Source organism: Mycobacterium sp. 48b (assembly GCF_048282725.1).
Taxonomy (GTDB): domain Bacteria; phylum Actinomycetota; class Actinomycetes; order Mycobacteriales; family Mycobacteriaceae; genus Mycobacterium.
In genome coordinates this window covers 4,992,445-5,005,583 of record NZ_JBLVUL010000001.1, presented here as the reverse complement: position 1 = coordinate 5,005,583, position 13,139 = coordinate 4,992,445, and the positions used below count along the sequence as shown (strand labels likewise).

The window sequence follows — 13,139 nt, the reverse complement described above, 5'->3', positions numbered from 1 at the left end:
GCGCGCGGCCCGATCCACGTGACAACCTGTAAGTACATATGACGCATCCAGAACATCCCCTCACTCCCAGCACCGGTGAGCTGGCACTCGAAGACCGCGCCTCGTTGCGCCGCGTCGCCGGGCTGTCCACCGAGCTCACCGACGTCACCGAGGTCGAATACCGCCAGCTCAGGCTGGAGCGCGTGGTCCTGGTCGGCGTGTGGACCGAGGGCAGCGCGGCCGACGCCGACGCCAGCCTGACCGAGTTGGCGGCGCTGGCCGAGACCGCGGGCTCCGAAGTGCTCGAGGGGCTCATCCAGCGGCGAGACAAGCCGGATCCATCCACCTACATCGGCTCGGGCAAAGCGCAGGAACTGCGCGAGATCGTGCTGGCCACCGGGGCCGACACGGTGATCTGCGACGGTGAACTCTCACCGGCCCAGCTCAACTCGCTGGAGAAAGTGGTCAAGGTCAAGGTCATCGACCGCACCGCGCTGATCCTGGACATCTTCGCTCAGCACGCCACCAGTCGGGAGGGCAAGGCGCAGGTGTCGCTGGCCCAGATGGAGTACATGCTGCCCCGGCTGCGCGGCTGGGGTGAATCGATGTCGCGTCAGGCCGGCGGTCGCGCCGGTGGGGCCGGCGGTGGCGTGGGAACCCGCGGTCCCGGTGAGACCAAGATCGAAACCGACCGCCGTCGCATCCGTGAGCGGATGGCCAAGCTGCGCCGCGAGATTCGCGACATGAAGAAGATCCGCGACACCCAGCGCAGCCGGCGGCTGTCCTCGGATGCCGCCGCGGTGGCCATCGTCGGCTACACCAACGCGGGCAAGTCCAGCCTGCTCAACGCCTTGACCGGGGCAGGCGTGCTGGTGGAGAACGCGTTGTTCGCGACACTCGAACCGACTACGCGGCGTGGGGAATTCGACGACGGCCGGCCATTCGTGCTGACCGATACCGTCGGCTTCGTCCGTCACCTGCCCACCCAGTTGGTCGAGGCGTTCCGGTCCACCCTCGAAGAGGTGGTGGATGCCGACCTGCTGGTGCACGTGGTCGACGGCTCCGACGAGCATCCGCTGGCGCAGGTCAACGCGGTCCGTCAGGTGGTCAACGACGTGGTCGCCGAGTACGACATCGCTCCGCCGCCGGAGTTGTTGGTGGTCAACAAGATCGACGCGGCCACCGGCCTCGGGCTGGCCGCGCTGCGGCGCGCGCTACCCGACGCGGTGTTCGTCTCGGCGCACACCGGTGACGGGCTGGACCGGCTGCGGGCCCGGATGGCGGAGATGATCCCGCCCACCGACGCCACGGTGGACGTGACGATTCCCTACGACCGTGGGGATCTGGTTGCGCGGGTGCACGCCGAGGGCCGGGTGGACGCCACCGACCACACCACAGACGGCACCCGGATCAAGGCGCGCGTACCCATGGCGCTCGCCGCGAGCCTGAGCGAGTTCGCCACCTTCTGATCTGCCCCGTCGGCCGGACGTAGGTCAGGCCGCAGGCTTCTTCTCGGTGGCGTTGGCCTTGGCCTGCTTGGCCTTGCCCTTGGCGGCGTCTGCCGTGCTGTTCTGGCCACCCAGCGCCTTGCGTACGGTGCTGCGGATCGACTTCGCCAGGTCGCGCGCCGGGTGGACATCGCCGACCCGCAGCTTGGGTCGCTTGGTCTCGACGGTCGGGGTTGCGGTGTCGTCGGCGTCGGTGGCGGTCGTGGCCAACGGGCCCACCTTGAGCACATTGAGTTTGGGAGATCCGGGAGTCTTGGGCGAACCGGTTGTGACGGCGGTGGTATCCGAAACCGTCACGGTGTCCTGCGAGTCGGCGGCATCGGCGGCCTCAGTCGGGTCGGACCAGCCCGGTAGTGGGTCGAGGCCGGGGTTGCGCGCTGCCTGGATGCCCTCGGGGATGTCGTTGATGAGGTCGCCGACCAGCTTCACCGGGTTGACCCTCGGCACCAACTGGAATGGCGTCGGGCTGCCGTAATCGCCACGGTCATAGCCGGTTTCGATCAACGTCTGCAACGCCGGCGACACCAGATCGACGAGCGGTATCACCACGGCGGAGGTTCCGGTTGCCGCGCCGAGATCGATCAGCGGCTGCATGATCGGCAGGTACTTCGCGGGCAGGGTGATGTAACGCGTGTCGCCGTGGACCTGGCAGTGCGTGACCTCCGAGCAGTTCGCCTGCGCGTTCGCGACCGCGGCCTGCACTTGCTCGGGCGTGTATCCGTAAGGCGTCACGCCGGCCTCGTCGCTGCCCTTCGGCGCGAGGTAGGTGCCGTGCACGTATTCGAAACCGGCGAGCGCGTTGGCCAGAGCCAGCGGGTTGAGCACCCAGGACGGCGCATCGGCGACGCCGTCGTACTGCAACGCGATGTCATCGGTGTTGACCACCCCGTCGGGTGCGGTGTCGGTGGGCGTCGGATTGCCGAACGTCGCGTCCAGGATGGGCACCGTGCCCAGCGCTGCCAGGCGCTCGAACAAGCCACCGTTGGGCCGGTTCGGGTTGCCGATCAGGACGAACGAGACGTTGGAGGGCAACGTCGGGTCGGTGGGGTTGTTCAGGTATGCCAGGTTTCCCTTGTAGATGCCGGCCACGGTGGCACCCTGCGAATAGCCGAAGATCACGACCTCGTGGTCCGGGTTGTAATCCTGCTCCTGGCCAGGCGCCGGCGGGGTCAACTGTGCACCGTAGGCGGTGGCCAGACTCGACACGCCGCTCTGCACCGAGACGTTCCACTTGGCGCCCTCCAGCCCGCCCCACCCGGCGAACGGGAACGGCCAGAACTGGGCGATGTAGGGAACGCCGACGCAATCCACGTCGGTGCAGGTGCTGCCCGGTGCCACGTAGTACTGGACCGCGTGATCCTCGTAGTTCTGCGACAACGCCGGATTCGGTGTGCCGGTGCCCGGAACCACCAGCACCGTGGCGCTGAGCACGACGTCGGCGGTGTAGGTCGTGGTGATCGCGATCGCGGCGGACCCGGACAGGGCCACGGCACCGACCAGCAGCGACCTGGCAGCAGAACGGGGTGAGAATCGCATCGGCCGGGATCTCCTTCCGCTGACGCCGCGGTCAGCGCTGAAGGGATCTTTGCACCGGCACACATCCGCTACCGGGTAAACGGCCGAAGTGGCGGCCGCTCAACGGTTTCAGCGTTCCCGGATCACCGGGGGCCGGTGCGCCCGCAGCGGGGGGAGTGCCCCGGCGAACTTCTCGACCTGCACCAGGACGTGCGCGCCGGTGCAGCCACGTGCCAGCGACGAGGTCCCGACGTCCTCGGTGAGCACGTTGGGGTTGCCGTGGACGCACATCGAATCGGGGTCGGCCGGATCGGCCGGATCGAACCAGGCGCCGGTCGACAGCTGCACCACGGCCGGGCGCAGCCGGTCGTCGATCACCACGCCGGCCAGGCACGCCCCGCGGTCGTTGAACACCCGCACCACGTCGCCTGCGGCCAGTCCGCGGTCCGCCGCGTCGTCCGGGTGGATCCGGATCGGTTCGCGCCCCTGAACTTTCGACGCCTGACTGGTGGCGCCTCCGTCGAGCTGACTGTGCAGACGGGTCGCGGGCTGATTGGCCAGCAGGTGCAACGGATATCGGGCGGCCCGCGCGCCGCCCAACCATTCAGTCGGCTCGTACCAACTTGGATGGCCTGCGCAGTCGGGGTAGCCGAACCCGTCGATGTCGGTGGAGAAGATCTCGATCCGCCCGCTCGGCGTGGCCAGCGGGCGCCCGACCGGGTCGGCACGGAAATCCGCGAGCAGCGTCAGTCCGGGTTCGGTCGGAAGCCGCACGTGTCCCGCGGCCCAGAACTCGTCGAACCCGGGCACCTCGAAATCCAGACCCGCAGACCACTTTTCATACATATAGGCCAGCCACTCGCGCGCTGTGCGGCCCTCGGTGAACTGAGGGCCGAAGCCGAGCCGCTCGGCCAGGGCCGAGAACGTGGTGTAGTCGTCGCGGGAGCCCGCGTACGGTGGCGCCAGCGCGGGCATGGCCACGAGCAGCGGGTCGTTGCGGGATCCGGAGTAGTCCTCGCGTTCGTAGGCGGTGGTCGAGGGCACCACGATGTCGGCGTGCTTGGCCATCGCCGTCCAGTACGGGTCGTGCACCACGATGGTGTCCACGCGGGACAGGGCCCGGCGCAACCTGGGAATGTTCTGGTGATGGTGGAAGGGGTTGCCGCCGGCCCAGTACACGCACTTGATGTCGGGGTAGGTCAGTTGCATGCCGTTGTAGTCGAACGGCTGCCTTGGGTGCAGCAGCATGTCGGCGACGGCCGCGACCGGGATGAACGTCTGCACCGGGTTGGGGCCCTGCGGCAGCGCGGGCAGGCCGCAGCGCAGCGGCGGCAGCCCAGGCTCGTTCATCGACCCGTAACCGTGCCCGAAACCTCCTCCGGGAACCCCGATCTGGCCCAGCATCGCCGCCAGGGTCAGCCCCATCCACGGAGCCTGCTCGCCGTGCCGGACCCGTTGCAGCGACCAGCTGACGGTGACCAGGGTGCGGGAGGACGCCATCCGCCGGGCCAGCGCGGTCAGTTCCTCGGCGGGCAGACCGCTGAGCGCCGACGCCCACTGCGGCGACTTGGCGACGCCGTCGTCGCGGCCCAGAAGGTACCGCTCGAATCGCGGGTACCCGGTGCAGTGCGTGTCGAGGAAATCGAGATCGGCCAGGCCCTCGGTGGCCAGGACGTAGGCCAGCGCGAGCATCACCGCCACGTCGGTGCCGGGGACCGGGGCCAGCCAGTGGCAGTCGCCGTCCAGGTCGTCGCGCAGCGGGCTCAACGACACGATCTGCCCGCCGCGGTCACGCAGCCGGCGTAGCGCATCGCGGGCCGGATGTGCCGTTGTGCCACCGTGATTGATACCGGTGTTCTTCAACGCGACGCCGCCGAAACACACCAGCAGGTCGGTGTTCTCGGCGATGACGTCCCAGTCGGTGGAGCGCTTGAACAGGTCGTCGTGGGTGCCGACCACCCTGGGCATGATCACCCCGGTGGCACCCAGGCTGTAGGAATGGCGGGAAAACGTATAGCCGCCAAGCATTTTCAGAAAGCGGTGCACCTGACTCTGGGCGTGGTGGAAGCGTCCGGCGCTGGCCCAGCCGTAGGAGCCGCCGTAGATCGCCTCGTTGCCGTAGGTGTCGACGATCCGTCGCAGTTCATCGGCGAGCAGTTCGGTGAGCTCGTCCCAGGACACAGCGACGTACTCGTCGGCGCCACGGGAAGCACTGGGGCCGGGGCCGTCGCGCAGCCAGCCCCGGCGCACCGCGGGCCCGGCGACCCGGGAGCGGTGCCGGATCGAGCCTGCGAGGTTGCCCAGCAAGGGCGACGGGTCGGCGTCACCGGCCAGCGGGGTGACGGCACTGATGTCACCGTCGGCGAGGTCGGCGGTGAAGGCACCCCAGTGCGCGAGGCTCGTGGGGGACTGGGACACAGCCCGAGTTTACGGGCGGTAGGGACCCACCCCGGGCTGACCAACCACCCGGTTGGTATAGGTTGGCCCCAACTCAGTAACCAGTACCGGAGGTCACACCATGAGCAGTGTTGTGAAGTACGACCGCACGTTGTTCGAGCCCGAGCACGACTTGTTCCGCGAGTCGTACCGGGCATTTCTCGAGCGCCACGTCGCGCCGCACCACGACCAGTGGGAGAAAGACAAGATCGTCGACCGCGGCATCTGGCTGGAAGCGGGCAAGCAGGGCTTTCTCGGGATGGCCGTGCCTGAGGAGTACGGCGGCGGCGGCAACCCCGACTTCCGGTACAACACGATCGTCTGCGAGGAGACCGTGGCCGGCCGCTACAGCGGCATCGGCTTCAGCCTGCACAACGACGTCGTCGCGCCGTATCTGCTCCGGCTGGCCACCGAGGAGCAGAAGCAGCGCTGGCTGCCCAAGTTCTGTACCGGGGAATTGATCACGGCGATCGCAATGACCGAACCCGGTACCGGTAGCGACCTGCAGGGCATCAAGACCCGTGCGGTCCGCGACGGCGACCACTACATCCTGAACGGGTCGAAGACCTTCATCACCAACGGCATCCACTCCGATCTGGTGATCGTCGTCGCCCAGACCGACCCCGAGAAGGGGGCCCTCGGGTTCTCCCTGCTGGTGGTGGAGCGCGGAATGGAGGGCTTCGAGCGGGGCCGGCACCTGGACAAGATCGGTCTGGATGCCCAGGACACCGCCGAACTGTCGTTCATCGACGTCAAGGTGCCTGTGGAGAACCTGCTCGGCGAGGAAGGCCAGGGTTTCGTCTACCTGATGCAGAACCTGCCGCAGGAACGGATCTCGATCGCCATCATGGCCGCCGCGGCCATGGAGGCGGTGCTGGAGCAGACCGTGCAGTACACCAAGGAACGCAAGGCATTCGGCAAGCCCATCGGCAGTTTCCAGAACAGCCGATTCCTGTTGGCCGAACTGGCGACCGAGGCCACCGTCGTGCGGATGATGGTCGACGAGTTCATCCGGTTACACCTCGACGAGAAGCTCACCGTGGAGCAGGCCGCGATGGCCAAGTGGTACTCCACCGAAAAGCAGGTCGAACTCATCGACCGGTGCCTGCAGATGCACGGCGGTTACGGCTACATGCGGGAGTACCCGGTTGCGCGTGCCTACCTGGACGCCCGGGTGCAGACCATCTACGGCGGCACGACCGAGATCATGAAGGAGATCATCGGCCGCAGCCTGGGTGTCTGACGCACCTGAATCACCCCGCGTGACCCCCGGGAAGCCAATATCTGGGCCGTCAGACCCAGATATTGGGGCTTTTTTGGTCATGATCGGCCGCGTTCCTTGGTTATCGTCACCTGCTGAAGCAAAGTTGTCGGGGCGGGACAATTCTGAGAAAACTTTGCCGAACGAGCGGGGAGGGCGCATGACTAGGCCTGGAGCGAGGCTGAACGCGGCCGTGTGGCGGTTGGCGGTCGGCCTGCTCGCACTCGTCGTCGCTGGTTTGATGGTGCCGGCGGTGGCTTCGGCCACCCCGGAGTCGGATGCCGACGCCGCGGTCACCGCCGCATGGGAGGCCAGCGGCGGCGACGGTGGCCCGCTGGGGCCGCGTCAGGGCGGCGTGTACGCGGCGGGTTCGGGCTTCGCGCAGAACTTCGCCGGGGGCAAGATGTTCTTCACCCCGGCGACCGGCGCGCATTTCATGCAGGGCGCGATCCTGGAGAAGTACGAGTCGCTGGGCGGCCCGGCCGAAGGTGACCTGGGATTCCCCACCATCGACGAAGGCGCAGGGCGCGCCCCCGACAGCCGCAACTCGACGTTGAGCGCGCCGGACAATCCGGTCATCTTCTGGACGCCGGCCACCGGTGCGCGGGTGGTCCGGGGCGCCGTCAACGCCGCGTGGGACAAGCTCGGTGGTTCTGCCGGCGTACTCGGCGTGCCAGCCGAAGATGAGTCGTTCGACGGCGATGTGAGCTCTCAGAAGTTCACCGGGGGTGAGATCTCCTGGAACCGCAAGACCAAGACGTTCACCACCGTGCCGCAGGAGCTGGCCGATCAGCTCGCGGGACTGGACATCCCGTCGGATCCTGCCGCGGCGATCGCCGCGGCGCGCCGTGCGGCAGGTGGCCCGATGGGTCCGCTGGGAGCCAAGGACGGCGATCAGTATCCGATCGGTGACGGCGGGATCGGCCAGAACTATGCCGGCGGCAAGATCTTCTACAGTCCGGCCACCGGGGCCAACGCCATCACCGGTCAGCTGCTGGAGAAGTACGAGAGCGTCGGTGGTCCCGAAGGCGATCTGGGTTTCCCGACCGCCAGCGAGGCCGAGGGCGGGCTGGGTCCCAACAGCCGGATCAGCACGTTCGCCGCGGCCGACAACCCGGTCATCTTCTGGACTCCCGACTACGGCGCGGTGATCGTCCGGGGCGCGATGAACGCGGCCTGGGACAAGCTCGGTGGGGCGAAGGGCGCACTGGGCGCCCCCATGGCCGACCAGACCGAAGACGGCAGCGTCATCAGCCAGCGGTTCAGCGGGGGCGCGATCTCCTGGGATCGCGACGCCAACACGTTCACCACCGAGCCGTCGAAACTGGCCTCGGAATTGAGCGGGTTGGAGGTTCCCGGTGTCGGGCAGCCTCACGCCACCGGCCCGCAGCCTTCGGTCCCGGACAACAAGAAGCCGTTCTCCTGGCATTGGAGCTGGTGGTGGCTGATCGCAGTGGTCCCGGTGCTGCTGCTGGCGGGGCTGATCGTGGGCGCCGCCCTCTGGCACCGCCGCCGTGCCGGTGACGATGACGACTTCGACCACGATCCGTTCGACGACGACTACGACGCCGGTCCCGGCGAACCGCATTACGACGAGGGCCGATACGACGAGGCAGGCTACGAATCGCGTGGCTACGACGACGAGTTCGGCGGCGATCGCGGTCCGCGGGAGGCGGGCTACGCGCCGAGCGTGGCCTACGGCGCCGGTGAGGCCACGACGGCCCGATTCGCCGGGCCCGGCGAGGAATCCGCAGGCGTCGCGGCGGCGTCCCCCTATGACGGTCCCACCGACATCGCGATCCCGGTCAGTCAATGGGCCGCACCGCACGGATCGGCAAGTGGCTACGGATCACCGGGCGAGGAGGACGAACCACCCGAGGACTCCTCGCAGCTGGCCGGCCCGGAGTCCGGGCAGCGCTACGGCGGCTACGACGACGACAGCTACCACGACGACGACGACTTCGACGATGACGACGACTTCGAAGAAGATGACTTCGAGGACGACGATTTCGACGAGGACGAGGACCTCGACGCGCCGATAGACGCCGACTTCGAGGAAGTCGCCGAAGGTGACGACACCGAGGGTGAGATCGAGGCGGAGCTCGCGGACGAGGATCTGACGGACACCCGTGCGCTCGTGAGCCCGGCCGGCGGAGTGCCCGAGGCGCAAGGTTTCGCGGTGCCGGCCGGCCTGGTCGTGTCGAGCGACCAGGACAACGTCGACACCGCTCCGACCCGGGTCATCACCGAGGCCGAGGCATACAGCGGGGAGGCCCACAGCGGCCGCCATGCTGCCATCGAACTCGATGAGATCCCCAGCGCCACGGCCATTCACCTGCCGCTGGACGATCCGAACCGTGCGCCGGAGGGATATCCGATCAAGGCCGACACGAAGTCGGGCCGGTACTGGGCGCCCGACAGCAGTGAGTACGACGACGCTGCGGCCGAGATCTGGTTCGCCAGTGAGGAATTCGCACGCACGAACGGATTCTTCCGAGCCGACTGAAATCGAGGGACCCGGCCACCGTGGAGGGCGGCCGGGTCGGATCCTGCTCGGTCAGATCTTGCGGATCACGGTGACCACTTTGCCGAGCACCGCTGCGTCGTTGCCCGGGATGGGGTCGTAGGCCGGGTTGTGCGGCATGAGCCAGACCTGCCCGCGTGTCCGCTTGAAGGTCTTGACGGTGGCCTCACCGTCGATCATGGCCGCCACGATGTCACCGTTGTCGGCCACGCTCTGCTGGCGCACCACCACCCAGTCGCCGTCGCAGATCGCGGCGTCGACCATCGAGTCCCCGACGACCTTGAGCAGGAACAGCGAGCCCTCGCCGACCAGTTCGCGGGGGAGCGGGAAGACATCCTCGACGGCCTGCTCGGCCAGGATGGGACCACCCGCGGCGATGCGTCCCAGCACCGGGACGAAGGTCGGTTCGGGTAGCGCATCGGAGCCGGCCACATCGGTGGACACGACGGCGGCCGCGGGATCGTCGGCGGCACGCACGTCGACCGCGCGCGGCCGGTTGGGGTCGCGCCGCAGATAGCCCTTGCGCTCCAGGGTGCGCAGCTGGTGGGCGACCGACGAGGTCGAGGTCAAGCCGACCGCATCGCCGATCTCGCGAATGCTGGGCGGGTAGCCGCGACTGGTCACCGACGCGCGGATCACGTCGAGAATGGTCCGTTGCCGGTCGGTGAGGCCGCCCTCGGCCCGGCGTGGGGCCGCGCCGTCCGATTCGGCCGAGCTGTCGATGCTGCCGTCCCTGCTGCGGTCGTCGCTCATGAGGGCGAATGTAGTCGCTGCTCGAACATTAATCAAACATGTGTTCGATGCGTGTTGCGGCGTGTCCCCTGGTGGGGTGCCTGCGGGGGTGTGTGCGGGCCGTCGACGGGCTTCTCCGCCCGAACTTGTCGGTGCCCCATTCTATCGTTTGGCAACAGTTCGATCACATGTTCTATCAATCGAACACCTGAGCGACTATGTTCGAACACAAGAGCGAATACGACCCACCGAAAGGCAGTCAGATGGCGATCATCGATATCCCCGCCGATAGCCGTTCCAGCGCTGTTCGGGCCATGCGGAAGGCGCAGCCGCCCCGGGCCCGCGCCCAGTTCGGCGCCGCCGCGCCCCGCCCCGTGCGCCGGGTCCAGCGGCCGGCGCCCTCCCGTCCCGCCGCCGGTGCACCCCGGTACCGCGGAACCGGGGTGCTGATGTCGCGGGCATCCCATCGGAGTCGTCCCATCACGCCGTTGACCACGGTCCTGTTGGCGCTCGTCGCGGCCGGCATCACCGTGTGGCTCGGGTTGGTGGCCCAACTCGGTGGTGTCGTGGGGGCCGAGACGCCCGCGCCGGCTGATCTGGCGGTGGTCCAGGTGAAGTCGGGGGAGACGCTGCAGCAGGTGGCGCGGCGGATCGCCCCGGATGCCCCGGTGGCCCGGGTCGTCGAGCAGATCCGCGATCTCAACCAGCTCGACTCCGCGGCCGTCGATGCAGGGCAGACACTGCTCGCCCCGGTTGGCTGAGCACTGCGATGTCCGCTGAATCGTCCTGGCTGCCAGCCACACTGGTCGGCGTCGGCGTGAGCACCTACGCCCCACTGGACCCGGCGGTGAGTCTCCCGCGGGCAACGCGGGTACGCTCAAGGGCGCTCGAGCTAGTTGTCCGGCGGCATGACGAAGGAGCGGTAATGCATTGTCCGTTCTGCCGTCACCCAGATTCGCGCGTGGTCGATTCCCGCGAGACCGACGAGGGACAGGCCATCCGGCGCCGGCGGTCCTGCCCTGAATGCGGCCGCCGATTCACCACCGTCGAGACGGCTGTGCTGGCCGTGGTGAAGCGCAGCGGGGTGACCGAACCGTTCAGCCGCGAGAAGGTCATTCGAGGAGTACGCCGATCCTGTCAGGGCAGGCAGGTCGACGACGACGCCCTCAACGTCTTGGCGCAGAAGGTCGAGGACGCTGTCCGTGGACTCGGCACACCGGAGATCCCCAGTCACGAGGTCGGCCTGGCGATCCTTGGACCGCTTCGTGAACTGGACGAGGTCGCCTACTTGAGGTTCGCCTCGGTGTACCGGTCGTTTTCGTCGGCCGAAGACTTCGAGCGTGAGATCGAGGCGCTGCGGGCCCACCGCGCCGAGGCGTGATCCGGCCCGGGTCAGGTCCCGGTTCAGTCCAGTCGAGAGGTGCCGTCGTTGACGACGCGGCCGGCCAGACGAACCCAGCCCTCCGGACTCCAGCGAGTTTCGATCACCGAGCCCTTGCCCTGCACGATCGTCAGATCCCGGCTGAGATAGTCGGTCATCCGCACTGCCGCCGACCCCGTGGCCTCGTCTTCGGGAATGCCCAGGTGTGTGGCGAATGACCGGGAACGCAACATGCCGTGCGCTTCGTCGCTCCAGGCCCACAGGTAGGCGTCATCGAAATCGTCGGGGTCGGCGGCGAGCACCTCGTCGACCGTGGCCAGGTCGTGGATGGCGAATTCCGGGGCCCATTCGGAGCGGGCATTGACAATGGCGCGATCCTCGTCGTACTCGACCTGAAGGATTCCCGAGGGCACGCGCAGGGTGTGGACCGGCAGTCCGATTTCACGCAGCCACCACGACGCGCCGACCGTGGGGTGTCCCGCGAACGGCAATTCGGCAACGGGGGTGAAGATGTGGGCACTGGCCGAGTTGCCGCCCGGCTGCGGAAGATCGATGAATACGGTTTCGCTGTAACCCAATTCGGTGGCTATCCGTTGCCGGTCGCCCGGGGCGACGATGCTGTTGTCGACCACGCCGAGCGGATTTCCGTACTTGCCGTCGGAGTCGGTGAACACGCGTAACACGGTGACGTCGATGGCCATGATCCGATGCTACGTCGCAGACCGGGCTCGCCGGGCGGACCATCCGGCGGCGATGCGCGGGTCAGGAGGTCAGGTCGCGCTGCGTTCGTCGGCGTCCATCGCGTCGAGCACCGCGATCTGGGTATCGAACGGCCCGCTCATCGTCGATTCGGTCCGTCCACTGCGCAGCAGGCTGCGGAGCTGATCCTGGTCGTAGACCGACGGTTCGGTCGTGTCGATGAAGCGTTCGACCACTTCGACGAAGCGGTCGGGATCGTCGTGGAACGGAAAATGCCCGGATCCCTTGAAGATCTCCAGTTGGGAACCGGGCATCGCGGCGTGGGCCATCCGAGCATGGCTGACCGGGATCACCGAGTCGGAGTCGCCCCAGATCAGCTGCACGGGAACGGATTCGGTCAGGTAACAGCGATCCAGCATGGTGACGACCTGGCCGCGCCAGTCCACCACGGCGCGCAGGGTGCGAGCGAACGCCGACGATGCCGTCGGCTCGGGCAGATCGGCCAGGATGCGCAACATGTCCGGGATGTCGTGTCCGAGACCGGTTGAGCCCAGCACCGCGCCCGCGGCGCGGCCGGCCAGCTGCAACGCCGGCAGTACCAGGGGCAGGCGCAGCAGTGCCAGGGCCTCACTGCCCATCGGTAGCGAGGCGACCCGCAACGCCATGTTGACGTCTTTGGTGACCCCGCCGGCGCCGACCAGGATGAGGCGGTCGACCAACTGCGGGAACTGGTAGGCGAATTGCATGGCCACGCCACCGCCCAGGGAATGGCCGACCACGGTCACCCGGTCGATGTCGAGCACGCTGAGCAGGTCGCGCATGCCGTTGGCGTAGGCCGCCACCGAATAGTCCGCACGCGGCTTGTCGGAGCTGCCGTGGCCGAGCAGATCCGGGGCGATCACGGTGAACCGCTGCGCCAGCGCCGACTGCACGGTGTGCCAGGTGGTGGAGTTGTCGCCGATGCCGTGGATCAGCAGGATCGCCGGACCGGATCCGGCGACCCGGAAGGCCCGCCGGTACCCGTGGATCGTGCGGTACTCGAGCGTCGGGGTGAGCTCGCGAACGGTCCGCAGATGGGGTTTGCGCTCGGTCATGCTGGTCAAC

At 67.9% G+C, this 13,139-nt stretch carries 10 protein-coding genes; 5 read left to right on the top strand and 5 right to left on the bottom strand.

The genetic code is table 11. From position 1 onward, the window contains the following. Positions 1 to 38: 38 nt before the first annotated feature. Positions 39 to 1,448 carry a GTPase HflX gene (gene hflX, locus ACNQR1_RS24400; protein ID WP_418048252.1) on the top strand — a complete coding sequence of 470 codons (1,410 nt, stop codon included), beginning with the start codon at positions 39 to 41 and terminating at the stop codon, positions 1,446 to 1,448. 24 nt (positions 1,449 to 1,472) lie between these two features. Here the strand turns inward: hflX and ACNQR1_RS24395 are convergent, their stop codons facing one another. Further along, on the bottom strand, positions 1,473 to 3,023 hold the full coding sequence (locus tag ACNQR1_RS24395) for a PE-PPE domain-containing protein (protein ID WP_418048251.1): 1,551 nt from the start codon (positions 3,021 to 3,023) through the stop codon (positions 1,473 to 1,475). Between the two features lie 108 nt (positions 3,024 to 3,131). Continuing rightward, positions 3,132 to 5,420, bottom strand: a complete 2,289-nt coding sequence (locus tag ACNQR1_RS24390) for a molybdopterin-dependent oxidoreductase (RefSeq protein ID WP_418048250.1) — start codon at positions 5,418 to 5,420, stop codon at positions 3,132 to 3,134. Positions 5,421 to 5,520: 100 nt separating this feature from the next. Between ACNQR1_RS24390 and ACNQR1_RS24385 the strand changes: the two genes are divergently transcribed. Further along, positions 5,521 to 6,681 carry an acyl-CoA dehydrogenase family protein gene (locus ACNQR1_RS24385; protein WP_418048249.1) on the top strand — a complete coding sequence of 387 codons (1,161 nt, stop codon included), beginning with the start codon at positions 5,521 to 5,523 and terminating at the stop codon, positions 6,679 to 6,681. A gap of 178 nt (positions 6,682 to 6,859) precedes the next feature. After that, positions 6,860 to 9,205: an LGFP repeat-containing protein gene (locus ACNQR1_RS24380; protein ID WP_418048248.1), complete on the top strand. Its 2,346-nt coding sequence runs from the start codon at positions 6,860 to 6,862 to the stop codon at positions 9,203 to 9,205. A 51-nt stretch (positions 9,206 to 9,256) separates the two neighbouring features. On the opposite strand, the gene lexA is transcribed toward ACNQR1_RS24380, so the two are convergent. Beyond that, positions 9,257 to 9,976 carry a transcriptional repressor LexA gene (gene lexA, locus ACNQR1_RS24375; RefSeq protein WP_418048247.1) on the bottom strand — a complete coding sequence of 240 codons (720 nt, stop codon included), beginning with the start codon at positions 9,974 to 9,976 and terminating at the stop codon, positions 9,257 to 9,259. Positions 9,977 to 10,218: 242 nt separating this feature from the next. Here lexA and ACNQR1_RS24370 point away from each other — a divergent pair, with 242 nt between their 5' ends. Beyond that, positions 10,219 to 10,716 (top strand): LysM peptidoglycan-binding domain-containing protein, encoded by a 498-nt coding sequence (locus ACNQR1_RS24370; protein WP_418048246.1) that lies wholly within the window; start codon positions 10,219 to 10,221, stop codon positions 10,714 to 10,716. Between the two features lie 164 nt (positions 10,717 to 10,880). Further along, on the top strand, positions 10,881 to 11,336 hold the full coding sequence (gene nrdR, locus ACNQR1_RS24365) for a transcriptional regulator NrdR (protein ID WP_019348288.1): 456 nt from the start codon (positions 10,881 to 10,883) through the stop codon (positions 11,334 to 11,336). 23 nt (positions 11,337 to 11,359) lie between these two features. Here nrdR and ACNQR1_RS24360 read toward each other — a convergent pair whose 3' ends face one another. Then, positions 11,360 to 12,037: a PhzF family phenazine biosynthesis protein gene (locus tag ACNQR1_RS24360; protein ID WP_418048245.1), complete on the bottom strand. Its 678-nt coding sequence runs from the start codon at positions 12,035 to 12,037 to the stop codon at positions 11,360 to 11,362. Positions 12,038 to 12,106: 69 nt separating this feature from the next. Further along, on the bottom strand, positions 12,107 to 13,129 hold the full coding sequence (locus ACNQR1_RS24355; protein ID WP_418048244.1) for an alpha/beta fold hydrolase: 1,023 nt from the start codon (positions 13,127 to 13,129) through the stop codon (positions 12,107 to 12,109). Positions 13,130 to 13,139: the final 10 nt, after the last annotated feature.